This window comes from Chryseobacterium sp. Leaf394 (genome assembly GCF_001424105.1).
Lineage (GTDB): Bacteria > Bacteroidota > Bacteroidia > Flavobacteriales > Weeksellaceae > Chryseobacterium.
This window is the reverse complement of record NZ_LMQH01000012.1, coordinates 388,791-414,017: the sequence shown is the minus strand read 5'-3', so window position 1 is coordinate 414,017 and position 25,227 is coordinate 388,791. Positions and strand designations below refer to the sequence as shown.

At 38.1% G+C, this 25,227-nt stretch carries 25 protein-coding genes; 8 read left to right on the top strand and 17 right to left on the bottom strand.

All coding sequences use genetic code 11. The features are described from left to right. Positions 1–26 precede the first annotated feature (26 nt). Positions 27–1,475 carry a Fe-S cluster assembly protein SufB gene (gene sufB, locus ASG21_RS17435; protein WP_056083602.1) on the bottom strand — a complete coding sequence of 483 codons (1,449 nt, stop codon included), beginning with the start codon at positions 1,473–1,475 and terminating at the stop codon, positions 27–29. A 209-nt stretch (positions 1,476–1,684) separates the two neighbouring features. Next, positions 1,685–2,014, bottom strand: coding sequence for an iron-sulfur cluster assembly accessory protein (locus tag ASG21_RS17430; protein ID WP_056083599.1), 330 nt, complete (start codon positions 2,012–2,014; stop codon positions 1,685–1,687). Between the two features lie 145 nt (positions 2,015–2,159). Between ASG21_RS17430 and ASG21_RS17425 the strand changes: the two genes are divergently transcribed. From ASG21_RS17425 to ASG21_RS17410, 4 genes are all read left to right on the top strand, one after another. After that, on the top strand, positions 2,160–3,017 hold the full coding sequence (locus ASG21_RS17425) for a GLPGLI family protein (RefSeq protein WP_056083597.1): 858 nt from the start codon (positions 2,160–2,162) through the stop codon (positions 3,015–3,017). Between the two features lie 153 nt (positions 3,018–3,170). Continuing rightward, complete coding sequence (locus tag ASG21_RS17420) at positions 3,171–3,752, top strand: hypothetical protein (RefSeq protein WP_241773524.1); 582 nt, start codon at positions 3,171–3,173, stop codon at positions 3,750–3,752. 68 nt (positions 3,753–3,820) lie between these two features. After that, on the top strand, positions 3,821–4,369 hold the full coding sequence (locus ASG21_RS17415) for a DUF3575 domain-containing protein (protein ID WP_056083595.1): 549 nt from the start codon (positions 3,821–3,823) through the stop codon (positions 4,367–4,369). A gap of 55 nt (positions 4,370–4,424) precedes the next feature. Then, positions 4,425–4,859, top strand: coding sequence for a nucleoside deaminase (locus ASG21_RS17410; RefSeq protein ID WP_056083592.1), 435 nt, complete (start codon positions 4,425–4,427; stop codon positions 4,857–4,859). Between the two features lie 95 nt (positions 4,860–4,954). Here the strand turns inward: ASG21_RS17410 and ASG21_RS17405 are convergent, their stop codons facing one another. Both ASG21_RS17405 and ASG21_RS17400 read right to left on the bottom strand, forming a co-directional pair. Beyond that, positions 4,955–5,713, bottom strand: coding sequence for a type III pantothenate kinase (locus ASG21_RS17405; protein WP_056083589.1), 759 nt, complete (start codon positions 5,711–5,713; stop codon positions 4,955–4,957). A 212-nt stretch (positions 5,714–5,925) separates the two neighbouring features. Then, complete coding sequence (locus ASG21_RS17400; RefSeq protein ID WP_056083584.1) at positions 5,926–6,774, bottom strand: neutral zinc metallopeptidase; 849 nt, start codon at positions 6,772–6,774, stop codon at positions 5,926–5,928. A gap of 64 nt (positions 6,775–6,838) precedes the next feature. On the opposite strand from ASG21_RS17400, the gene ASG21_RS17395 reads away from it, so the two are divergent. From ASG21_RS17395 to ASG21_RS17385, 3 genes are read left to right on the top strand one after another with little or no spacing between them, the layout of a single operon-like run. Then, complete coding sequence (locus tag ASG21_RS17395; RefSeq protein WP_056083579.1) at positions 6,839–7,165, top strand: hypothetical protein; 327 nt, start codon at positions 6,839–6,841, stop codon at positions 7,163–7,165. Further along, positions 7,165–7,497, top strand: a complete 333-nt coding sequence (locus tag ASG21_RS17390) for a hypothetical protein (RefSeq protein ID WP_056083577.1) — start codon at positions 7,165–7,167, stop codon at positions 7,495–7,497. The genes ASG21_RS17395 and ASG21_RS17390 overlap by 1 nt, the downstream gene beginning before the upstream one ends. A 9-nt stretch (positions 7,498–7,506) precedes the next feature. Further along, positions 7,507–8,667: a glutathionylspermidine synthase family protein gene (locus ASG21_RS17385; protein WP_056083573.1), complete on the top strand. Its 1,161-nt coding sequence runs from the start codon at positions 7,507–7,509 to the stop codon at positions 8,665–8,667. Positions 8,668–8,698: 31 nt separating this feature from the next. Here the strand turns inward: ASG21_RS17385 and ribH are convergent, their stop codons facing one another. From ribH to ASG21_RS17330, 11 genes are all read right to left on the bottom strand, one after another. Beyond that, positions 8,699–9,214 carry a 6,7-dimethyl-8-ribityllumazine synthase gene (gene ribH / locus ASG21_RS17380; protein WP_056083570.1) on the bottom strand — a complete coding sequence of 172 codons (516 nt, stop codon included), beginning with the start codon at positions 9,212–9,214 and terminating at the stop codon, positions 8,699–8,701. Between the two features lie 3 nt (positions 9,215–9,217). Next, positions 9,218–9,928 carry a tetratricopeptide repeat protein gene (locus ASG21_RS17375; protein ID WP_056083567.1) on the bottom strand — a complete coding sequence of 237 codons (711 nt, stop codon included), beginning with the start codon at positions 9,926–9,928 and terminating at the stop codon, positions 9,218–9,220. 82 nt (positions 9,929–10,010) lie between these two features. Beyond that, positions 10,011–10,547 (bottom strand): adenine phosphoribosyltransferase, encoded by a 537-nt coding sequence (locus ASG21_RS17370; protein WP_056083564.1) that lies wholly within the window; start codon positions 10,545–10,547, stop codon positions 10,011–10,013. Beyond that, positions 10,547–11,725: an NTF2-like N-terminal transpeptidase gene (locus ASG21_RS17365; RefSeq protein ID WP_056083561.1), complete on the bottom strand. Its 1,179-nt coding sequence runs from the start codon at positions 11,723–11,725 to the stop codon at positions 10,547–10,549. Before ASG21_RS17365 ends, ASG21_RS17370 begins: the two co-directional genes overlap by 1 nt. 128 nt (positions 11,726–11,853) lie before the next feature. Next, entirely contained in the window at positions 11,854–12,870 is a 1,017-nt protein-coding gene (locus ASG21_RS17360; RefSeq protein ID WP_056083559.1) for a hypothetical protein, read from the bottom strand. A gap of 261 nt (positions 12,871–13,131) precedes the next feature. Then, a complete protein-coding gene (locus ASG21_RS17355; protein ID WP_056083557.1) occupies positions 13,132–14,463 on the bottom strand; it encodes a hypothetical protein in 1,332 nt (443 codons plus the stop codon). Between the two features lie 8 nt (positions 14,464–14,471). Next, positions 14,472–15,173: a cytochrome c gene (locus ASG21_RS17350; RefSeq protein ID WP_056083554.1), complete on the bottom strand. Its 702-nt coding sequence runs from the start codon at positions 15,171–15,173 to the stop codon at positions 14,472–14,474. Then, complete coding sequence (locus tag ASG21_RS17345; protein WP_056083551.1) at positions 15,166–15,687, bottom strand: DUF3341 domain-containing protein; 522 nt, start codon at positions 15,685–15,687, stop codon at positions 15,166–15,168. Before ASG21_RS17345 ends, ASG21_RS17350 begins: the two co-directional genes overlap by 8 nt. Beyond that, positions 15,674–17,071 carry an NrfD/PsrC family molybdoenzyme membrane anchor subunit gene (gene nrfD, locus ASG21_RS17340; protein ID WP_056083549.1) on the bottom strand — a complete coding sequence of 466 codons (1,398 nt, stop codon included), beginning with the start codon at positions 17,069–17,071 and terminating at the stop codon, positions 15,674–15,676. The genes ASG21_RS17345 and nrfD overlap by 14 nt, the downstream gene beginning before the upstream one ends. Before the next feature lie 26 nt (positions 17,072–17,097). Then, the gene (locus tag ASG21_RS17335; RefSeq protein ID WP_056083546.1) at positions 17,098–20,169 is read right to left on the bottom strand and encodes a TAT-variant-translocated molybdopterin oxidoreductase; all 3,072 of its coding nucleotides are present in this window, start codon (positions 20,167–20,169) and stop codon (positions 17,098–17,100) included. 23 nt (positions 20,170–20,192) lie between these two features. Then, positions 20,193–21,557: a c-type cytochrome gene (locus tag ASG21_RS17330; protein ID WP_056083542.1), complete on the bottom strand. Its 1,365-nt coding sequence runs from the start codon at positions 21,555–21,557 to the stop codon at positions 20,193–20,195. 185 nt (positions 21,558–21,742) lie between these two features. On the opposite strand from ASG21_RS17330, the gene ASG21_RS17325 reads away from it, so the two are divergent. After that, positions 21,743–22,276 carry a hypothetical protein gene (locus ASG21_RS17325; RefSeq protein WP_056083540.1) on the top strand — a complete coding sequence of 178 codons (534 nt, stop codon included), beginning with the start codon at positions 21,743–21,745 and terminating at the stop codon, positions 22,274–22,276. Positions 22,277–22,333: 57 nt separating this feature from the next. Here the strand turns inward: ASG21_RS17325 and ASG21_RS17320 are convergent, their stop codons facing one another. Both ASG21_RS17320 and ASG21_RS17315 read right to left on the bottom strand, forming a co-directional pair. Further along, entirely contained in the window at positions 22,334–23,605 is a 1,272-nt protein-coding gene (locus tag ASG21_RS17320) for a DUF6080 domain-containing protein (RefSeq protein ID WP_082482464.1), read from the bottom strand. 69 nt (positions 23,606–23,674) lie between these two features. Continuing rightward, entirely contained in the window at positions 23,675–25,219 is a 1,545-nt protein-coding gene (locus tag ASG21_RS17315) for a protein adenylyltransferase SelO family protein (protein WP_056083537.1), read from the bottom strand. Between the last annotated feature and the right edge of the window lie 8 nt (positions 25,220–25,227).

Sequence of the window (25,227 nt, the reverse complement as noted above, 5' to 3'; positions counted from 1 at the left end):
TTTGTTTTACTTTGCGATAAAACCAATTACCCTACAGAACCTTCCAAAGAAATCTCCAATAATTTCTGAGCTTCGATGGCAAACTCCATTGGTAATTTGTTTAAAACCTCTTTACTGAAACCATTCACGATCAAAGCAATTGCTCTTTCTGTGTCGATTCCTCTCTGGTTACAGTAGAAAATCTGATCTTCACCGATTTTTGAAGTCGTAGCTTCGTGCTCCAGCTGCGCCGAAGGATCTTTAATTTCAATGTAAGGGAAAGTGTGCGCTCCACATTCGTTACCCATCAATAATGAGTCACACTGTGAGAAGTTTCTCGCTCCTTTTGCGGAAGGCATTACTTTGACCAATCCTCTGTATGAATTTTGAGATTTTCCTGCAGAAATTCCTTTAGAGATAATCGTTGATTTTGTATTTCTACCGATGTGGATCATCTTTGTACCGGTATCGGCATACTGATGATTATTGGTTACTGCGATAGAGTAAAACTCACCGATCGAACCATCACCTTTCAAAATACATGAAGGATATTTCCAGGTTACCGCAGAACCAGTTTCAACCTGTGTCCATGAGATTTTTGCTTTTGTTTCGCACAATCCTCTTTTGGTTACAAAATTGAAAACTCCACCTTTTCCTTCTTCATTTCCCGGGTACCAGTTCTGAACCGTTGAATATTTAATTTCAGCATTATCCAGAGCAATCAATTCAACAACCGCTGCGTGAAGCTGATTTTCATCTCTTGACGGAGCTGTACAGCCTTCAAGATAAGAAACATAACTTCCTTCATCTGCAATTACAAGTGTTCTTTCGAACTGACCTGTCCCAGACTGATTGATTCGGAAATAAGTTGATAATTCCATCGGGCATCTTACTCCTTTTGGAATATAACAGAAACTTCCGTCAGAAAATACTGCGGAATTTAATGCTGCATAAAAGTTATCTCCTCTTGGAACTACTTTTCCAAGATATTTCTTCACTAAGTCCGGATGATGCTTAATCGCTTCGGAAATTGAACAGAAAATAATTCCTTTTTCTGCTAAAGTGTCCTGAAAAGTTGTTTTTACAGAAATCGAATCGATAACAATATCAACGGCAACATTTGAAAGCCTCTTCTGTTCTTCAATGTTGATTCCTAATTTGGCAAAAGTTGCCAATAATTCAGGATCCACTTCGTCTAAGCTTGCCAGTTCCGGTTTAGCTTTAGGTGCAGCGTAATATTTTATCGCCTGAAAATCCGGTTTTTGATATTTGATGTTTGCCCATTCAGGCTCAGTCATTTTCAACCAGATTCTGAAAGACTCCAAACGCCATTCTGTCATCCATTCCGGTTCTTCTTTTTTAGCAGAAATAGCACGGACGATGTCTTCGTTTAAGCCTGTCGGGAAATCTTCGTAATCGATCTTGGTTTCCCAGCCGAATTCGTATTTTTTATTTTCTAAATCGACTCTTAAGTCGTCTTCAGTATATTTACTCATAATCAGTATTCAAAATCCAAAACCCAAAATTCTGAATTTCTGAATTAATTTTATCTGTATTAAATGTAGAAACTTTAAAAATCAATTACCAATGATAAAGTCTCTGTCTTTTTTAAAGCTTTCGCTTTTTATTTAAAATCAAACTTTCATGTCTGATTTATCTACAATTGAGCATCATCTCAATTTTAAATTTTAAACCTCAATCTTAATTAAAGTGAAAAACTCTCTCCACAACCACAGGTTCTGGATGCATTAGGATTATTAAATATAAATCCTTTTCCGTTCAACCCTCCGGAGTATTCCAAAACAGTTCCTGCCAGATAAAGTATTGCTTTTTTCTCAACAACGATTTTGATCCCGTTATCTTCAAAAATCTGGTCACCTTCTTCTTTTTTATTGTCGAAACCCAGCACATACTCTAAACCTGAACAACCACCGCTCTTCACTCCAACTCTTATATAATCTTCAGTAGGATTGAAGCCGTCTTCTGTCATCAGCTGAACCGCTTTCACCTTTGCCTGATCGCTTACTTTTATCATTGTTTCTATTTAGAATGAATTTAGTCTGCAAATTTACGACTAATAATCAGTAAATAAAAATCAGTGTTTTTATTTTTAACTATTTTTATCATTGATAAGTTTAACTTTGCCAGAAGATTAATATCCAACCTTAAAATTAAACAGAATGAAAAAAATTTTCTTCTTAGCGACGTGCTTTATGGCATTCAGTATCAATGCACAAGTGAACCGTTTTGTATATCAGGTCACCATGAAATCTGATGCTGAAAACAAGAATGACGTAAAAACAGAAAATGCCTACCTCGATATTTCAGCAGAGAAATCTCAGTTCTATTCCGAGAACAGAATCAAGAGAGATTCTGTCATGCAAGCCATGTTTCAGAGTGGAGGTGCACGAAACTTTAACCGTGAACAGATGGAAGGTTTAAGATCAAACATCGATTACACCATAGAAAAAGACAAAAAATCTCAAAAAACGACGTTTAAAAACAGAATCGGAAGGGATTTGTATTCATACGAAGAAGACAGACCTGTCAACTGGAAAATGTTTTCTGAAACCACAAAAATTGGTGATTACAAAGTACAGAAAGCTGAAACAGAATTTGCAGGCAGAAAATGGACGGCATGGTTTACAACTGACCTACCTTATCAGGACGGACCGTACAAATTTTCAGGACTTCCCGGTTTGGTGGTAAAAGCAGAAGATGATAAAGGAGAATATTCTTTCGACCTGATGAAGAACTACAAAATTGCAGATTTCCCGGCAATGAATCAGTTTGGAAATACAATGAAAGTAAAGCGTACAGACTACGCCAAGCAGCAGGAAAAATTCAGAAAAGATCCTGAAGCTTTCATGAGTTCACAAAACACTGGCGGCGGCGGTGGAAGTATAAGAATTGGTGCACCAAGTCCGCCGATGAGTCGTGGCGGTGGAAATCAAAATTCTGCTGAGATGAGAAAAAGAAGACAAGAAAGAATGAAGGAGGAAATCAAGCGCAACAGCAATCCAATCGAATTAAATTAGATAAAATACAGACCGAAGTTTTCACGAGCTTCGGTTTTTTGTTATCTTAAACTTTAAAGCTTAAAAATAAATAAGTTACACGCTATTTTGTTATATTTACATAAATAACCTTTTGTGAAATATTTTATTTTCTTTTTTTTAAACCTTTCAGCTATGGTTTTTTCTCAGCAGACGGAAGATTTCCGTTCTGTAAAAACCTATTATAATCAACACAGAAGCATGCTGAATCAGGAGTTCAAAAAGAAATTTGACAAGGAACAGAACAACTTCGTGAAAGCTTCCATCAAAAATGACTTTCAACTCTTCATGAGAAAGATGGACAGCATTGAAAATGTTGCATTAATAGGCGCCCTTCTGAAAACCAAAAACCTTGAAGATTTACAGCATTTCAAAGGACTGAAATTGAACCTTAACAATCATCAGGATCTTCCGCAAACTATCGATAAAAACGCAGATTATCCGGGAGGCATTAATGCTTTGAGACAGGAAGTTGCCAATCTTTTTTATTCTGATGGTGTTTATTCTGAAATAAAAGATGTTAAAACTCAGATTGCATTTATCGTTGAAAAAGACGGAAGCATTTCTAATGTAAAGGCTGAAGGGGAAAATTTCACACTCAACAGACAGGCTGAAATTGCATTATATTCTGTTGTAGAGAGATTTTCGCCCTCCTATATCAATGGAATCGCTGTAAGATCCCGCTTTAAATTGCCATTAAGTCTGAAATTTGACTAAAATTAATTAAAATTCATAAAAAAACTTCACCATGTCATGGGAATGTTTATTTTTGGCAAAAAAACTTCATGAAAAAGATTTTTACAGTTTTAACGGTTTTATTTTCAGTAATAAACCTTTTCGCACAGGATCTTAATCCAAATAATGAATCCGGTTCCCAGAGAAAAAATGACATTGTAGTAGATCCTATTCTGCTCATTGCAGTACCAATGATCAATATTTCTTATGAAAGAATTCTCAACAAAGACATGGGTGTCGGGATAAATGCAATGGTAACGCTAAGTGACGAAGTAGATGATTTCAAACAGTTTTCTCCGTATTTCAGGTATTATATGGGAAGAAAATATGCACAGGGATTCTTTTTTGAAGGATTTGTACCTGTAACAACTGACAGTTATAGTCAGTATGATTACTTTAATAACGGAAATTTTTATTATACTGAAAAGAAATTTACGACTGTAGGTGTTGGCTTTGGTGTTGGTGGTAAATGGATTATTAAAGAAAGGTTAGTAATAGAAGCAAGCGGAGGTATCGCAAGAAGATTCGGAACTGAAAACAGTGATTATTCCGAACCTGTTACCGGAAAAATCATGGGCGGCATTGGTTACAGGTTTTAATTATAATAAAAATATATCCTGAAAAGCTTAGTTTTGTACTAAGCTTTTATTTTTTATGTTTACCGACGAATATTTTATGAAAATGGCTTTTCAGGAAGCCGAACTCGCGTTTGAAAAAGATGAAGTTCCGATTGGCTGCGTGATCGTTTCAAATGACAGAATTATTGCAAGAGCTCATAATTTAACCGAAACCTTAAACGATGTTACTGCCCATGCCGAAATGCAGGCAATTACTTCCGCCGCCAATTTTCTGGGCGGAAAATATCTGATCAACTGCACTTTGTATGTCACTTTAGAACCCTGTGTCATGTGTTCGGGAGCATTGAGCTGGTCGCAGATTTCGAAAGTAGTTATCGGAGCAAGGGACGAACAGCGGGGATTTATCAACAAAAAACTCAGCCTCCATCCCAAAACAGAAATCGTCTCCGGAATTATGGAAAATGAATGTTCAGCGATTGTAAAAGAGTTTTTTAAATCGAAAAGAGGTTGAGGCTTAGGTTCAGGCTGAGATGTAAAGCTTTTCAAACTCAACCTTAACCTTAACCTTAACCTTAACCTTAACCTTAACCTTAACCTTAACCTTAGTTAAATATCTTTCCCTAAAAAGTACAGTCCTTTCAAAGTGTGAAGCCTGTCTGCAAGATGAATTTTATCAGTCAATGGCTTGTAAACGTGGGAAACGCCTCCAGTGGCGATGACGAAACAATCGTCATTCACTTCATCATTAATGCGGTCGATGAAACCCTCTACCATTCCTAAAAAACCATAAACCATCCCGCTTTGCATGCAGGAAACGGTGTCTAATCCCAAAACAGATTTCGGTTTTACCAGTTCTATTTCCGGAAGCTGAGCAGTCTGACTGATTAGTGAATTCAAAGCCGTCACAATGCCCGGAGCAATAATTACGCCCAGACATTCTCCATTTTCAGCGACGCAGCTGGCAGTAAGCGCGGTGCCAAAATCGAGAACGATTTTTTTTCTGTCCGGATACATATTATGTGCTGCCACAAGGTTGGCGTAAATATCAGTACCCATTTGTTTTGACTTGGCTACTACTCCCGAAGGCGTATTTCGGTCGACCATAATGGGCATGATTCCGTGAATCTTCCTGATCGCGGAGCTTATTTCCCTGGTCAGCTGCGGAACTACAGAACCGATAATGATTTTTTTGATTTTTTCAGGATCAACTTTATAGGTTTGATAAAGAATCAGCATCTGGCCGTGAAGCTCATCGGCTGTACGATAAGGTTTTGTATTGATGACCCACGAGATTTCGCAGTTGTCACCATTAAAAAGTCCGAATCTGATGTTGCTGTTGCCAACGTTGATTACGATTGAATTCATACTTTTTGTTTATTCAGCAGCTCTTACAAAAAGCTGATATTAATTTTTCCGGTTTAAAAGTAAGGAATTGCTGTAGAAAAAATGCAAATTTTAAAGACATCTTATCAATCTTAAAATTTTGCAATCCTGCTTTTTTAAAGTTTAATCATAAAAAAACCTGTGAAGTATTACATTCCACAGGTTTAAATTATTTAATCAAAGTTCTCTTAAGTTTATCTCAGTTGCTGGAAAGTGTTTCCCTGCTTAATATCTCCGGAGTTATAGCCTTTCATAAACCATTCTTTACGCTGTGCTGATGAACCGTGCGTAAAGCTCTCCTGGTTCACATATCCCTGAGATCTTTTCTGGATATTATCGTCGCCCACTGCTTCTGCAGCTTCTACGGCAGACTCAAGATCGCCTGGTTCTAAGAAACTTTCTCTTTCGTTGGAATATCTTGCCCAAAGTCCGGCATAAAAATCGGCCTGAAGTTCTGTGGCTACAGAAATTTTATTGAGCTCAGATTCAGAATAGCGGCCACTCTGTCTGGCGTTATGGGTTTCGTTTAAAACACCTAATAGATTCTGTACGTGATGTCCCATTTCGTGAGCCATTACGTAGGCAATCGTAAATTCTGTGACTTTGGCTCCGAACTTTGTCTGAAGTTCTTTAAAGAAACTCATATCCATATAAACCGACTGGTCTGCCGGGCAGTAAAAAGGTCCCATGGCAGCCTGTGCCGTTCCACAGCCGGATGAAGTTGCACTCTCAAACAACACTACTTTTGCAGGTTTATACTGCATATTGTTTTCGGCGAAAATCTCCGTCCAGGTTTGCTCGTTCTCTTTGGTAATCATCTGAATGAAGCTCCTTACATTAAGCTCTTCTTTTGAAAGTTCTCTCTGTTCAGTCTGCTGCGTAGAGCCTCCTCCCGAAGAAAGAATCGCGGAAGGATCGCCTCCCAGGAAGAAAACAATCGCTGCAATGATAATGGTTCCAAGACCACCTCCTACTGCCATTCCGCCGCCGCCGAGGCCTCTCCGGTCGTCTACATTGTCACTTCTGTCGTTCGTCCATTTCATATCTGTAATTTTTTGGGTAAATTTAGAATTTTAAATAATATTTTTGTAGAAAAATATAACTAAAGTGAGAAAATTTAAATTATGTCTTTTAATTTTTGGTTTAATTACGGCAACGGCTTGTGATGATACTGAAGAAAAAGAAGATGAGGTACAAAATGTAGACAAAAAATCTTCTGTGGAAACTGAACTTTCTGTACAGCATATCGATACCGCTGATGTTCTGATTACCAAACATAAGATCTGGAAAGACAATAAACTCTTCCGAGAAATTATTAAAAGGGATACAATTCCTGCGCTGGGAGACTCTCTGCAGGTTGTAGAAGATGAAAACGGAAATGAGCACAGCACAAAAGTGAAAAAGGATTACGAATTTTATATCACCGTACAGTAATGAAGAAATCGAAATCTATAAAGCTCCTTTTCGTTACCGGAATTCTAGCCGCCTGCTCGCAGGAGCCACCAAAAGGACAGGCGCAAAATGAGAAAAAAGTGTATATGCGGTCAGATACCACAGCTTCCTATTCTCCGACGCATGGTTTTATGACAGGATTTTTGCTGTACCACGCCTTCCGTCCGTATGGAGCTTACAGCAACGGAGCTTATCAAAGGTCAGGATATTACAGTGATGCCATCAGCTCAAAATCAAATATCGGGAGAAGCACGCACAAGGGAAATGTAATAAGAGGCGGACTGGGCAGAAGCGGTTTCCGTGCATCATCTTAGAATTTAAAAATGAAAAGAATCGCCTCATCATTCAGAAAAAACTGGGAACATAAGCTTGAAAACCTTGGTTTTGGCTATCATTCTATGGAAGATCTCTATTGGGATGAAAGTCATTACTATGAATTTTCAATGGATGAAATCAATACAATTGAACGGGCAACTGCGGAATTATGGCAGATGTGTCTTGAAGCTGTAGATTATGTGATTGATAAAAACCTTTGGGACCGGTTTAATATTCCTGAATATTTCAGAAAATATATTGTGACGAGCTGGGAAGAAGATCATCCGTCAATCTACGGAAGATTTGACTTTGGCTTTGACGGAAAAAATTTAAAACTTCTTGAGTTTAATGCCGATACGCCGACCTCTCTTTATGAAGCATCGGTGATTCAGTGGTATTGGCTGCAGGAAATGTTTCCGGGGAAAGATCAGTTCAATTCAATCCATGAAAAACTGGTGGATTACTGGACGTATCTTAAAAAGTACATGAATCCGCATTATATTTATTTTGCATCATTAACGAATATTGAAGACGTCACCAATGTGGAATATCTGCGCGACTGTGCTACACAAGCCGGTTTTGAAACAGAGTTTATTCCCGTTCAGGACATCGGCTGGGCAGAAGATGCAGGAGAATTCATTGCAGCTGACCGAAGTGTAATGGAATATATTTTTAAACTTTATCCTTACGAATGGATTCTGGATGACGGTTTTGGCGAAAAACTGGTTAAAAATAATTTCAGATCTCAATGGATGGAGCCTGCCTGGAAAATTCTTCTTTCCTCAAAAGCTATTTTGCCGATTCTCTGGGAAATGTACCCAAACCATCCTTATCTTTTAGAATCTTATTTTGAACAGAGAACTCTGACGGATTTCGTTAAAAAACCAATCTATTCCAGAGAAGGAGCGAATGTGAGCCTGCACAAAAACAGTGTTTTGGTAGAGAAAAATGAAGGCGATTATGCCAAAAACGGTTTCATCTATCAGCAGTTGTTTGAACTTCCCAATTTTGAAGGAAATTATCCTGTCATCGGAAGCTGGGTCATCGGTCAGGAATCTGCCGGAATCGGAATCAGGGAAAGTGTCAATTTAATTACGAATAATCAAAGCCGGTTTGTGCCGCATTTAATTGATCAGAATAAACTGTATATAAAGGAAAAGGAGCTGTAAAAGCTCCTTTGTTATTCAAATATATTCCGTTTTATTTCCCAAAACCAATATCTCCTTTTTTCTCTGAAAGATTCTTTTTAAAATCAATCATTCTTAAAGCCGTCACTGCCGCTTCCACACCTTTGTTACCAAGATCGCCGCCACTTCTTGCGATCGATTGCTCCTTGGTATCGTCAGTTAAAACGCAGAAAATAGTTGGAGTATCGGTCAGGATATTACAGTCTTTAATTCCTTGCGCTACTGCGTCACACACAAAATCAAAATGAGGCGTTTCTCCACGGATAACGCATCCGATTGAAATTACAGCATCAAACTTACGCTCTTTGCAAAGCTGCATGCTCGCATAATTCAGTTCAAAAGCTCCGGGAACTGAGTATAGTTTTATGTTTTCTTTTTTTACGCCTTCTTTTTCAAGAATTTCAAGCGCTGCATCACGAAGGTTGTAAGTTACAAAGTCATTCCACTCAGAAAAAACAATGCCGATAGAAAAATCTTCGGCATTGGATATATGAAGTGGCTTGTAATCTGAAAGATTAACTGTTGCCATGTTTTAGTTTAAATATTTAGACATTTCAATGTAAGAATCAGACATTCCGTTGTCGTAATCCTGGTATTTTTCGTCAATTGTAGTAAAATATTTTTTAGCCTCTGCATTTTTCTTTAAACCTAAAGCCAAAATACCTGCTTTTCTTGTAAAATAATACGTTGTATAAGGGTCATTTGATGCAGAAACTGCTTTGTCTAAAAGGCTTAAAGCTTCAGTATTTTTGTTCAAACCAGACTGTGCATCTGCCATTACACCATATTTCATTGCCTCTAAAGTCTTATTGTCTGAAGAAAATTTGTCCATCAGATCGTAAGCTTCCTGAAATTTTCCTTCCTTGAATTTTAAAAGAGCCGCGTTGTAACCAGCCAGTTTACCAACTTTAGTAGAAGAATACTCGTTGTAAGTACCTAAAAATCCCGGATTTGCTGCAGATTTTCCACCTAAGGCTTCTTTATCTTTACCTTCTGTAAGATTTTTCTGTGCAGAAAGATAGGTTTTTACTGCCTCAGCATTTTTTGGAGCTACCACAAACTGCTGGTATCCGAAAAATCCTAATACGCCTAAAACCAATACACCAAAAGCAATACCTAACGGTTTTGAATATTTTTCAAGGAATCTTTCTGTGTTTAAAGCTTCTCTGTCAAGGTCTTTAAAGAATTCCACTGTTTCTTTACCTTCCTGCTCGTTCGGAGCCTTATTTCCCAATTTTGCCATAAATTCTTAAAAATTGAACTGCAAATTTAATTGTTTCTGAATGATTTACAAAATACTTTGCGAGTATTATTAGTTTTAAATTTTAATATTCTAAAGTGCGGTAAATTTCCGCATTGAATTTCTTTAATTTTTCATCTCCTTTAAGGTCTTTTAAACCAATCAGAAAGCTGCACTGCGAGACTTCTGCACCTTGTTTTTCAACCAGTTTTGCAGCAGCTTCGGTAGTTCCGCCCGTTGCCAGGAGATCGTCGTGAATCAAAATGCGCTGTCCTTTTTTAATCTGACCTTCACGGGTTTCAATCACGGCACTTCCGTACTCGAGGTCATAGCTTTCTGAAATGACCGGCGGGGGCAGTTTTCCTGCTTTTCTGATTAAAATGAATGGAACTTCAAGTGCTGTGGCAATCGCAATTCCAAACAGATAACCACGGCTTTCAATTCCGCAGACTGCATCGATTTTTCCTTTGCTGAACTGTACAAAATCTGCGATCACATCTTTGTAAAGCTGATGATCGAGAAAAATGGTGGAAATATCTTTAAACTGAATTCCGTCAATAGGAAAATCAGGAATATTTTCTATGGTCTGGTTTAATCTCTTTACAAGTTCCTGAGACGCCATTAAGGATTGATTTTATAGCTTGAAATTTTCCAGTCTCCGTTTACGTTTTTCAATCCGAAAGTTACTTTCAGAGCGGTTGTTTTTCCGCTTTTATCGGTGACATCGTAAGTAGCATTCACGCTTGCAGAATTTGGCGTTGATGCATTCGTACTTATATTTTTTACGGAAACATTTTTCACTGCTCCAAAACCTGAGGTAGGATTTGAAAAAGCATCATAACTTCCCCAACTTGGGTTGCTTGATGCGTCAAATGCGGCTTTCAGATTTTGAGAACTTACATTATTCAAAAATTTATTTACTGTAGATTTTGGGTCTGCAGTAGGTTGTTTTGGTGTAGCAGGAGTTGTTGTTGAAGGATCTGTAGGTGTTCCTGTTGGTGTGGTTACATCCGGGAAAGTTGGTTCTGTAATCGCTGTGGAATCTACTTTTGGCGGTGCCGGCATTTTTAAAGCGGAAGGATTGACATCCAAGCCGATTTTTGTCATTTTTAAAGTCTTCGCAGAGGTTTTTACTGATACGGTGATATCAATTTTACCATCGTTCACCCTTTCTGCCGAAAGCGAAGAAAATTTTAAATAAAATCCTTTAAAATTATTATCCAGCATGATATTTTTTGCGGTAGACAGTTTTACACCATTATTGAAAACTTCCAGAGTAGTCTCCAAAGTGGCACCACTGAAAGAAACCGGATTTCCGGATGCATCTACCAGTTTCGGGATGATCTGTACGGCAGTCGGGCCGCTTCCCGTGTCTCCGGAATATTTTGTGATAAGATTTACAGAGCTGGCACGCACGTCATTTGAATCTACTTCTTTCGGATTGAGATCTCCGAAAATATCCATTTCACCTAAAGATGGCGGAGCTGTGCTCGTCCAGTCCATATTGTTTTTCTGTGCCACCTGATCGGCGAGAGAAAGAATTTCAGGTACTTTTTTACCGTCAATCAGTTTGCCTAATGCTTTCAGTTCATTAATGTCACCTTCAGCCTCTACACCGAAAGTTTTGAGTACGTATAAAGCTTCATTAAATTTAATCTGCTGCAGTGTGTTCAGACTCGACGTCATATCGTTAATGCTCGACTGCAAAGACTGTGTGGAACTTGCGTCTACATGGTCTTTCTTACACGATGTAAGAAGTGCGAGACCGGCAATCAGTAAAAAGAATCTAACCTTTTTCATATGTACGTATTTATTTTTTTCCTGGCCACATGCAATCGCTATATCATGTTTGTTTCTCCAAATTACAGCGATTTCAATGGATGGTGGTTTGTTGCAAATTTAAATAAAACCTTTTATATGAGCGTTTTTTATTTGGCGTTTTGTTTTTCCTTTAAATCATCTTTAAAGAATGAACTGAAAACAGTCTGCATATTCGGAAATGAAGGCTCTTCCCAGTATTTTGTGCTGTAGTTGCTTTGGTTTTTGTTGTATTTTACTTCTTGCACATTATCTTTATCGGCATAATCGAGTTCTGTTGGGTGAAAATTTTTGTAGACAATCACCTGATTATAGTCAGCCTCGCTTTTGTGCTTCAGTTTTATGTACATAATCTCGTTATATTCTGTAAAATCTCTCAGCTGTTTTTTTGATTCTTTTTCAAATGAAAGGTTCATGACTGATCTGAGGTCATAGATTCTGTAGCCCAGGAAAGAAAGTTCTTTTTCCTGAAATGCCTCTCCCGTAACTTCAATCTCGTCTTTGAATGTGCCTTTAAGTTCTTTTATTTTAAATCTTCTTGTCTGATAGTCTTCATAATTTCCTACATTCTTCATTTTTGGCATTTCCATCCACGAGTTGTAATCCCACGATCCTGTTTCTTTCTTCTCATTGGTAGCACTTTCAAGACGGAAAATCCTGTACTGCTCAACATGAATGTCTTTAACCTTTCTTGTTTTATTGTCGAAAACATAGGTTGCAACACCGTCTACATAGCAGTTAAGCATATTGTTGACCGTCACATAAGCATTAAAATTTCCTTTGATGAAAAGATATTTGGCGGGTTTTGATTTTTTAATGACTACAGCTTCTATTTCTTTTACTTTATCATTTAGTTTTACAACATCTTTATTGATTTCTGCATAAGAAAGTTCTGCCAATACCAAATTGTCATAGATAAGTTTAAATTTTTCCTGTTCAGGTTTAACAGCAGATTTTTCAATTTTACCATCAATGTCAGAAAAGCCGAGAATATTTCCGTCTTTGCCGAAAACAGAAACTTTGGTAAGTGGTTGTCCGCTTCTTTCAGAAACGAAAGTAATGGTTTGGGCAAAGAAAAAGTTCAGCACAAAAAGCAGCAGAAAGGAAGTTTTAATTTTGAAATTCATAGTTTATTTGTTTTTTTAATATTTATTATAAAGACGAAGAAAATCCGGAATAGTTGTCTTGAATTTATAATTATTTAATGAGTGCTCTCAATTTAGTTTTTGTTACGGGAGATTTATTTTTTGTTAAGAGTACAAAAATAAGTTTTCATTGTGAGCGATGGATAACTTCCAGCATCCATCTTCCAATATCCACTCAAATATTCATAACAAAAAAGACTGATCCGAAGATCAGTCTTTTGTAATATATTCTGTGACGAAACCTTAGAAAGGATATTCGTAGATTTCAGATTCGTGAAGGTAAGGGTTACCTGTAGGAATCAGTTTCAGTTTAGACAATGCAGAAAGCACAGTAAACATAAACAGTCCAACTACAAACAATACCGCTCCTGCTACCAATAAAAGTAATTCAGGTGTTTTCCAGAAAGGACCAACTGTTCCCGGCATTACCATATTGAAGTAATCTAAAAGGTGACCGAAGATAACGATGCAGGCCATTGTAGTTACCACTTTGTAATTTCTCTTGATGCTGCTGCTTACCAATACCAATAAAGGTAAAAGGAAGTTGAATACCAACATAGGAAGGAAAGTAGGCGAATAGTGCTGGAATCTTCCGAAGAAATAATTTACCTCTTCAGGAATGTTTGCGTACCAGTACAACATGAACTGTGCAAACCATGTATACGTCCAAAGTAAACTTGTAGCGAAAAGGAAAACTCCTAAATCGTGTAAGTGATTGTCATTAAACTGTGGAAGGAAACCATTTTTCTTAAGATAAACACTTAGTAAAATAATAACCGCAACACCACTTGAAAGACAGCTTACCATTGAATACCAGATATACATTGTAGAATACCAGTGAGGGTCAATAGACATCAACCAGTCCCAAGCCCATGCTGCAGAAGCAAATCCGAAGAATGCAATGTAACCAACTGCCCATCTGTAAAGGAACTGATACTCAACCAAAGATTTTGTATCGTCTACTTTTTTAGACTGTGCCTTAAGTTTCCATGCAAAGAATGATGCTCCACAAACATAGATAAATGTTCTGATCGCGTAGAAAGGAATATTCAGGAAAATTTTCTTTTCAAAAAGGATTACATCAAAGTGTGCTGATGTAGGATCTGTTAAATCCGGATCCATCCAGTGGAATAAATGTCCCTGGTGGAAAATGTTAAGTAACATAATCACAATCAGGATTGCTCCACCGAAAGGAATGTATGAAGCAATAGCTTCCATTACTCTCGTGATGATAATTGGCCATCCAGCATGAGCTGCGTGCTGAATACAGTAGAAAAACAATACTGCAGCACTGATTCCGAAGAAAAATACAGCTACAAAGTGAATAGATGCCAAAGGCGAATTGTGAATCTGCATTGTTGCGTGCTCAAGATGAGCCTGCTCGTCCTGCGGACCCACCTGCTGGCTTGAGTGCGTAGGTGCATCATGACCTGAAGCGTGTACTTCATGCATCATGTGCTGAATTTTCTCAGTAGATAAACCGCTATTCAGGAAATAACCGGCTATGAAAAGAACCAAACCTACAACAAGAAGTATGAGAGAAGTTGATTTTAATTTTGGTGAAAAACTATACATTTCTTTTCTTATTTTTTAGTTTCAGTAGATTCAGTAGTTGTTGCTGCTGGCGTAGCCGCCGGAGTTGCTGCAGGTGCCGGTGCTCCTTTTTTGAAAGCATTCATCACATACATTGCCACTCTCCATCTGTCGCCAGGGTTCAGCTGTCCTGCATAAGATCCCATGGCATTTCTACCGTTTGTTAATACATAATGCACAGATCCTACAGTGACTTCTCTGTCTGCATAATTTGGTACACCGGCGTAAGCTCCGCTCTGTACGATTGGACCCTGACCATCACCTCCTGTACCATGACAGGCAGCGCAGGTACGCTCAAATAAGAATTTTCCTCTTTCGATATCTTTTTCGGCGTTTGCAGGATTCAATGGTGATGTTGTTACTGCTTTTGAAGCATCATAACCTGCATTATACTCATCCGGATTTTTTGGAAGTTTACCTTCAGCGAAAATTCCGTCTTTATTCTGAGCAACTGATCCTTCTACAGGAGAAAGACCTGTTGCACCGTTATTTTTTACAAAAGCAGGAATTTCGTTTTCATGATCTGAATAAGCATCCTGAGCCTTCATCAAAGGATCGTAAGCTACAGGAAAATACATATCCGGAAAATATACCAAAGGCGTACTGTCTTTTGGTCCGCATGAAGTAAACAATGCTGCTGAAAGACCTAAAACGGCTGTAATTTTTAAAATATTATTCTTCATCTTAAGCATCTTTTACAGTTATCTCTTCTACACCGGTCTCAATAAGAAGCTGCTTTACAGATTCCACATCGTCTGTTACAAATTCCATTAAGAATTTATCGTCAGTAGTTCTCGGATCAGGATTCTGTGCCGGAGCTCCAGGATACATTTTATTTCTTACAAAGAAGGTTAATGACATCATGTGAGCCGTACAGAAAACCATCAGTTCAAACATCGGGTCGATGAAAGCAGGGAAGTTATTCACCCAAGTGAATGCCGGCTTACCACCGATATTCTGTGGCCAGTCGTGGTTCATGATGTACCATGATAAAGTAATACCAATGGTTACACCATAAAGAGCAAAGATAAATGCGGCATCAGAAATTCTTGTTTTCTTTAATCCCAAAGCTTTATCAAGGCCGTGAACCGGGAAAGGAGTATAAACTTCGTTTATAGAGATCCCTTTATCGTTGAATGCTTTAACGCCGTTCATTAAATCGTCGTCATCAGCATAAAGTCCGTATACAATTTTAGTGGTGCTCATCTCCTTCTTTTACTTTATAGGTTTCACCTGAAATTTTTAAGATACTCTTCAATTCAGCCTGTGCAATTACAGGGAATGTTCTTGCATATAATAAGAATAATACAGAGAAGAATCCGATTGTTCCTAAATATACTCCAACGTCAATGATGGTTGGTTTAAACATCGTCCAAGATCCTGGAAGGTAATCTCTCGAAAGGTTGATTACAATGATGTCAAAACGCTCAAACCACATACCGATGTTGATAATTAAAGCAATAATAAATGTTGCAATGATGTTTGTTCTTACTCTCTTGAACCAGAATAATGCAGGAACAACAAGGTTACAGATAATCAATGCCCAGAATGCCCACCAGTAAGGTCCTACTGCAGCACCCGGAGAAAGATAAGTAAAGTCTTCGTATCTTGAACCGGAATACCATCCGATGAAATATTCAGTTGCGTAAGCTACAGTTACCATACCGCCAGTCAATACGATTACGATGTTCATAATTTCGATATGATACATAGTAATGTAATCTTCAAGGTGACAAACTTTTCTTGCGATTAACAATAGCGTCTGTACCATTGCAAATCCTGAGAAGATAGCACCCGCAACGAAGTAAGGAGGATAGATCGTAGAGTGCCATCCTTTAATAACCGAAGTTGCGAAGTCAAAAGATACCGTAGTGTGTACCGAGAATACAAGCGGTGTTGCCAAACCTGCAAGAACCAAAGATACCTCTTCAAATCTCTGCCAGTGTTTTGCTTTTCCACCCCATCCGAAAGACAGTAATGTATAGATTTTTTTAGTCCAAGGAGTTTTTGCTCTGTCTCTGATCATTGCAAAGTCAGGAATCAAACCTATGAACCAGAATACGGTAGATACTGAGAAATAAGTTGAGATTGCAAATACGTCCCAGAATAGTGGTGAGTTGAAGTTGGTCCAAAGTGTACCAAACTGGTTAGGAAGAGGGAAAACCCAGTATCCTACCCAAACTCTACCCATGTGAATTACCGGGAACAAAGCTGCCTGTACAACCGCAAAGATCGTCATCGCCTCTGCAGATCTGTTTACAGACATTCTCCATCTCTGTCTAAATAATAATAATACTGCTGAGATTAGAGTACCGGCGTGACCAATACCTACCCACCATACGAAGTTGGTAATATCCCAACCCCAGTTAATAGTTCTGTTAAGCCCCCATGATCCAATACCTGTTCCGATAGTGTATGCGATACAGCCGAATCCGTAGATGAAAAGAACTAAGGCTGCATATAGTGAAATCCACCATAGTTTTCCTGCTCTTTCTTCGATAGGTCGTGCAATATCTTCAGTGATATCGTGATAAGTTTTGTGACCAATAATTAGAGGTTCTCTTATCGGAGCTTCGTAATGTCCTGACATTTTTTACCTATTTATTATTTATAACTTTATTTTTCTACTCTGTTTCTTACTTTAGTGTGATAGAACACGTTTGGTTTTGTGCCGATCTCTTCAAGTAAATGATATCTTCTGTTGCTGCTGTACAGCTTTCTAACTTCAGATTCTTTGTCATTCATGTCTCCAAATGTCATTGCTCCGGTAGAACAAGCAGCTGCACAGGCACAAGAATTTTTAAATTCGTTGTCTGTTACTCTTCTGTTCTCTCTCTTCGCAGCTAAAATTGTAGCCTGAGTTTCCTGGATACACATAGAACATTTCTCCATTACCCCTCTTGTTCTTACAACAACATCCGGATTCAATACCATTCTACCTAAATCGTTATTCTGATTAAAATCAAAACGGTCATTTAAGTTATAAGTAAACCAGTTGAAACGTCTTACTTTATAAGGACAGTTGTTTGCACAGTATCTTGTACCGATACATCTGTTATAAGCCATGTGGTTCTGTCCCTGCTTACCGTGTGATGTTGCCGCTACCGGACAAACAGTTTCACAAGGTGCGTGGTTACAGTGCTGACACATTACCGGCTGGAAGATCACATCAGGATTTTCAGCTGGATTTTCCAAAGAACCTTCAATTCCAAGAACTTTGCTTCCGTATAATTCAGGAACAGCTTTATCTTGTGCAAGACCGTCATAAACAGTTAAAGTTTCTTTTGAAGAATAGTAACGGTCAATTCTCAACCAATACATATCTCTAGACATTCTGATCTCTTCTTTTCCTACTACAGGAACGTTGTTCTCAGCCTGACAAGCAATGATACATGCTCCACAACCAGTACAAGAGTTCAGGTCAACAGATAAGTTGAAGTGAGGTCCGTCTGTATCATCAAAAGCATCCCAAAGGTCGATTTTAGCTGCAGGAAGTGCTCCGCTGATGGTGTGATATTCCAAAGGCTTGTTCCATCCTTTGTGCTCATCATCGAAAGGTACTTTGATGAAATCTGCCAGAGGAACTTCTCTTGCGATTTCGTAACGGCCCATTAAAGTATTCTGAAGCTGTACTCCCGCAAATTCGTGGTCTTCTCCCGTCTTATCGATTTTTACACCGGAAAGAACTAGGTTTGATCCATCAAATAAAGGATAAGCATTTACTCCTGTATCAGCAGTAGCTCCGGAATTTTTCTTTCCGTAACCAAGCGCAAGACCTACAGATCCTTCTGCCTGACCCGGCTGTACAAATACAGGAACGTTTTCTAATTTTACTCCGTTTACTGTAAGGTTTACGTAAGAACCGTCCAGCTGCATTCTTGCGTTAAGATCATTTTTAATCTCAAACTTTTCAGCATCTTTAGGAGAAATGGTAAGGTAGTTATCCCAAGACATTCTTGTAATAGGATCCGGTAATTCCTGCAACCAAGGGTTGTTTGCCTGAGTTCCGTCTCCCATCGCAGTTTTGGTATACAATACCAATTCTAATTCAGCAGGTTTGAAGTTTCCTAATTCTGCTAAAGCCTGACCAGCGTTTCCGCCAGCGTAAGAAAGCATAGTTGAATTTGTAGAAGCTACAAAACCGTTATATAAAGCTTTGTTGAATGAAGTTCCTCCTAAAAGAGAACCTGCATTTGCTTTTAAATAATCGTAATAGTTATTAGCAGCATTGTTTTTTCCATTCTTCCAAACCAATAAAGACTCTTCAATCTGTCTTGATTTGTAGATTTTCTGGATTGTTGGCTGCATTAATGTGTAGGCACCTGTCTGAGGTTCCATATCTCCCCATGATTCCAACCAGTTGGCTACAGGAATCACAGCTTTCGCTGCTTTGTACATTTCGTTTTTCTTATCAGCAACAGCAACGATGTACGGTACTTTTGCCAAAGATTTTTTGAAATCCTGACCTTTGTGGTAGGAGTAAATCGGATCTACATTGTTTGTGATTAAAACACCAACCTGTCCGCCGTTTACCCATCCTAAGAATTCTTCAAATCTTGCTTTGTCAAATTCCTTAAGGAAGTTTGCTTTACCTGTGAAAGCTACAGAACCTAATTTCTGATTGATTAAATGAGCTAAAACCTGAGCCGCTTTAGAACCGTCAGCCAAAACTAAAGCTTTGCTTCCTTTAGCCTGAAGTTCTTTTACGATTTCTGCTGCTGTTTTATCAGCCGGAGCAGTTCCTCCAACGATAGCATTGTAAACTTCAACTAAAGTTTTGTTTACAGCACTTGGCTTTAATCTGTATCTTGAATCGGCGTTTGCACCGGTTAAAGACATATTAGATTCAACCTGAATGTGTCTCAACATCGTTGCTCCCGGAGTTCTTGCAGCAGCGTAAGAAGTTTCAAGGCTTGAAGCATTAAAATCTCCTAAGAAGTCTGCCTGGAAAGCTACTACCAATTCTGAACCTTTAAGGTCATACACCGGTAAAGCTCTTGTTCCGAATACTTCCTGAGCTGCATCTAAAGCTGCGTTGTGAGGGAAAGCATCGTAAGTTACCAACTCTGCAGTCGGATATTTTGCTTTAAATTCAGCAAATAATTTTTTGAATGTAGGTGAAGCGAAAGACTGAGATAAAAGAACAATCTTTTTACCTGAAGCCTGAGCCTCATTTAATCCTTTAATAACGAAATCATCAACTTTATCGAAAGTTTCGTCTTTCCCATCTAGTTTCGGCTGCTTTACTTTATCATTGTCATACAGTGAAAGTACTGCTGCCTGAGCTCTAGCATTAGTTTTACCTAAATCGCCTGCTGCCGGGTTCGGATCAATTTTGATTGGTCGTCCTTCTCTGGTTTTTACCAAAACACTTGCGAAATCGAAACCGTCAAAATATGTTGAAGCGTAGTAATTGGGTACCCCAGGAATAATATCGTGTGGCTTTACTACATAAGGAATCGTTTTGATTACCGGAGCTTCACAAGCCGCTAAAGTTACCGCAGCTGTTGAGAAACCTAAAAGTTTTAAGAAATCTCTTCTGGTTGTACTTGCATCGCTGGTTTCCGCTTTGTCGAGAAAATCTTCTACCGGAATTTCTTCCTGGAACTCTTTAAGAGCCAGCTTACCGTTTAAGGCAGGGTCTTTAAGTTCGTGAATACTTCTGAATTGTATTTTATTTGAAGCCATTTATACTTCTAATTTTTTAGTTATTAATAATGACATTTACCGCACTCAAGACCTCCAATTGCATCTACAGTGATCTTACCACCATCCTGAGGATATTGTTTTTTCAACTTATCGTGTAGATTTTTGAAGTAATCTTTATTATAACCGTTGGTCATATCTATTTCCGTAGTTCTGTGACATTCGATACACCATCCCATTGTGAAATCATTTGCCATCTGTACAACGTTCATGGTATCAATTTTACCGTGACATGCTTTACAGACTACATCGATTTTGCTGTCAGGATTCTTCTTGTTGAAAGAATTGATGATCGCTTTTTCTCCGGCAACAACGTGCTGTGAGTGGTTGAAGTAAACGAAATCAGGCATATTGTGAATTCTCGTCCATTCTACAGGTTCTGTTTTTCCTGTGTATTTCTGTGCAGCAGGATCCCATCCGGTAGCAGCATAAATCTTCTGGATTTCTCCGTCGTAGAATGCTTTGTCTTTTCCTGGCTCCATGTATTTACCTTTATACTCAGAAATTGTTCTGTGACAGTTCATACAAACGTTCATTGAAGGGATTTCAGAAACCTTACCGTATTTTGCACTTGAGTGACAAAGCTGACAGTCGATTTTCTGTTCTCCTGCGTGAATTTTGTGAGAGAAATAAATCGGTTGCTCTGGCTTATATCCTTTGTAAACACCAATCCACATAATCCAGTTCCAAACACCGTAAGCAGCAAGGATTGCAAGAACTGCAAGAAGGCCTTTACCTACCATGTGGTATTTCTCGTAGATTTCGCTGAAAGATTTTACTTTAGACTGATTGTAATCAGATAATTCGTCAGACTGACCTAATTTTACCAATTGTCTCAATTTCAACAAAATCCAGACTAAAAGTCCGGCAATTGCCAAAAGTGATATAATCATGATTGTTGTAACGCTTTTATCAACAGGAGCTGCGGCTGCAGTTCCGTCTGCGTTGGCTGCACCTGCACCAGCTGCAGGTTTTGGCTCTTCTACAGGAGGATTAGTTGTATAAGCTAAGATGTTATCAATATCCGCATCTGAAAGATTTGGAAAGACCTGCATTTCAGTCTTATTGAATTTTTCAAAGACCTCATTGGCATACTTATCGCCGGAAGCTCTAAGTGCCTTGTTGTCTTTAATCCACTTATGAAGCCATTCTGTATCCAGGCCCTGCTCAGACTTCAGTCGTTCTACAACACCTTTCAGTGCCGGTCCTACTACCTGCTTGTCTAAAGCGTGACATGCTGTACAATTTGCTTTGAAAAGTGTCTCACCTGCTTTAGGATCGCCATCTTGCCCGTAAATTGAAGCACTTGTCGACAGCAACATACCAATTGCAATCAACGTTTTTTTGTAATGCTTTCTCCAACTAATCATTTAAATTATCTTATATTAGTAATTATTGAATTTGTAATCAATCCCGCAAAAATAAGATTTTTAAGAAGATTTTAACGACTGCTGTAAAAGGTAAAATGTCATTTCCGTTTAATTTGTAACTATTCTAAATAACCTTGCTTGCTATGTTTTTTATTATTTATAACTTTGCAGAAACAAGGTTTTAAATGAAAAAAATTATTGCGACATTTTCTGTTCTTGCCTTATGTGGTATTAATACTGTTGATGCACAGCAAGTTGTAAAGAAAGATACGATCTCCGGAACTGAGCTTGTTTTGACGATGGATTCTAAAGTGAGCGATGCTTTGGGCAATCTGGAAGAGCGTTGCGAGAAATCAACCTACGGCAAATCTTTTGAAGATCCGGACAGCGAAGTGAAAAAACCCGCTAAAATATATGTTCCGAACCGTGAACTGACAAAAGCTGAAATCTGTGCAAAAAACCCAAGGATTTTAGGTTTTAAAATTCTTATTACTACTGTAAAATCGAATGAAGAGGCCAATGAGGTAAAAGCCTATTTCAGAAAGAGATTTCCTAATCTGAAAGTGGAAACTGATGCCTCTTTAAGACCAAACTATAAAATTTTAGCTGGAAGTTATTTCTCTAAACAGAGTGCTTCAAGCGATCTTTCAAGAGTAAGGGAATATTTTAAATCTGCTACCTCAGTTCAGTACAGAATCTTCTGTTCTGAAGCGAAATAGAAAAATTTAACTTAAAAATAAAAACGTCTGCAGTGTTGATTGCAGACGTTTTTTTTGTTAATAATACCGGTTTACAAAATCGAAAAATTCTGTCATCCGGTAAAAATTATTTAAACCTAAATACAGGGTCATAATAAAGATTGAGCAAGCTAAAAATGAAAGTGTTTTAGGCTGATTTCTGTAAATGAAAAACAGCCATCCCAAAATCATTGGATAGACAAAAACAAAGTGACCGCCGTAAATATAGGAAGTATGAAGGCCAAATCTGAAAATGCAGTGAATTGCGATGTCAACAGCAAAAGAAATCATCAGAATCTGCACGAGTTTGTTTTTGAAATTTTTAAAATAACTCCAGAATATCAAAACAAGCAGTAATCCGATGAAAATATACGGAACAGCAGAAGTGTACACATCCATGAACAAAGCTTTGTAATAAAAACCCTGCATATTGTGTTTTTCTCTGATAAAGAAACTTGGGAACAGAATATTTCCGCCAAAAAAGTAAGAATAAACCATATCCCAAACCGGAGTGGAATTTACATTCGAAAACTTTTCATACTGCTCACCAGATTTAGAAAGAATATTTTCATACTTAAAACTGATTCTGTTTAAATACAGCAAAATAAAAATGACACATGAAATCCCGACTCTCAGCGCGGCAAATCCAAATTTTTTCCAGTTTTTAAAAACATCTTTTTCAAATAAAACAGGGATGAAAATCTTAACAATATTCGTGACCGTCAAACCTCCCACAACCGTTGATCCCAAAACCAGTGAAAGTCCTGAAATTTTGCCGTCATTTTTGAGTTTTACAGCTGAATAATAGTTGAATGCCGTGAGCAAAAGCAGAGTGTAGGTGTAAGTCTCCGGTGTGAATGATAAAAGAATGCACGTTGAAAATAAACTGAAGAACAAGACCAGAAGCAAATTGATGAAAAGCGGTGTCTGAACAATGTTTTTTAAATATTTATAAACCTGAACAATGCTTAAACTCACAATAAAATTGCTGATCCAGACCAGAAAGAGTCTGAATTCCATTCCCATTTTCCCGTTGGTGAAAAGGAAAATAAATTCTCTGATCCAGTTGAAAAAATACCACGAAAGCGGATGCCTTTCAAAGCTTCCACCCGTCATCACAATCGCTTTGTTATCAAAACTGAAATAGGCGTCCCACGGAATTCGGCTGTCGAAAACAATTTTGTAATGCTGAGCCAGAAAAGTCCCGAAAATCCCGTAAGCTGCAAGAAAAAAAATGAAAATTCCCAATTCCATTAGAGTGGAAGGAAAAATCATTTTAAAAAAGTGAATGAGTTTTGATTTGATAGACATTCAGTATAAATTTCTGCAAAAATAGGATTTACAAAAGTCTTTACCGAAGTCTTCGAGGTTTAAATTTAATTATGAACTGCACGAAAGCATCGAACAGCCCGCTACACCTTCAAAACCATCAGGTCTTTTCACTGAAAATTCGGGGAATTTTTCTTCGTAAGGGTTTTCTAAAGCGGTAATCAGTTTTTCAAGTAGATCTCTTTTGCCCTGTTCAAGCTCTTCGATGCATTGGTACAAAAGATAATTTCTTAAAGTGAATTTCGGATTATTTTCCTGCATCAGTTTTTTAGATTCCTCGGAAGAAATTGAGTTTTGAGATAATCTCTTTTCATATTCAGACAAAAAACTGTTGAATTTTTCAAACTTTTCTTCGTCGATTAATCCATAAGAAATTTTCTGAAGCTGTTCAGAAGTTGTTTTTTGGTTTAAATGACTTTCAAGTTGATTAAAAAACAGGGTGTAATCTAATGAAAGTTCCTGCATCAGGCTTTGCCATTGTGAAAAGAAATCATCATCGCCGGAAATCAGTTTTTCAAAACCGAATTTTCTGCACAACATTTCATCATGCTTTTTCCAGAAGTAAGTTCCAAATTCGTTTAAGGTTTTTTCTAAAAATTTTTCATCTTCAATCACCTGAAACAGCGAATTGGCAAGCTGCCACAAGTTCCACTGGGCAATCTGTCCCTGCTTTCCGAAAGCATATCTTCTGCCCGGCAAATCTGTGGTGTTTGGGGTGAAATTCAAATCATACTCATCCAACATTGAATATGGGCCAAAGTCGATACTGAGACCTAAAACCGACATGTTATCGGTATTCATCACACCATGTACAAAGCCCACGCGATACCATTCAACCATCAAATCGGCAGTTTTTGTACAAACTGTTTTAAAGAATTCCTGATATTTCTGTTCGCCCTCAGATTTTATTTCGGGGATATAATTTTTAACAGTGAAATCAAGTAATTTTTTTAAAGTATCTGTTTCTATCTGTGCGGCAAGAAGTTCAAAGTGTCCGAATCTTAAAAAGCTTTCGGCTGTTCTGATGACCACTGCTCCCTTTTCGTATTGAGGATTTCCGCTGTACATGATGTCGCGGACTACACTTTCTCCGGACAATGCCAAACTTAAAGCTCTTGTAGTCGGAACTTTTAAGTGAAACATCGCTTCACTCATCAGATATTCCCGGACGGATGATCTCAGGACAGCTCTTCCGTCTGCGTGTCTTGAATACGGCGTGGCACCGGCACCCTTCCACTGGATTTCATTTTTTTCACCTTCTTTATTTTCAATTTCTCCTGCAAAAATGGCGCGCCCATCACCGAGTTGTCCTGCCCAGTTTCCAAACTGATGTCCGGCGTAGGCAGTTGCGTATGTTTTTACATTTTCAGGCAAATCTGTACCGACAAGAAAATTTAGATCAGATTTTTCATTAAACTGACCGAGACCGATTTCATCAGATAATTTTTGATTAAACAAAATCAGTTCTGGATTTTCAAAACCTGAAGGTTCAACAGTTGAGAAAAGTATTTTTGGTGTCTGCCGCTGCATGGTGTCTCCGGAAAAATCTCCCGGAAAATGTTCTGTGAAAGGTTGTTTTATCTGATCGAGATTCATATTTCAAA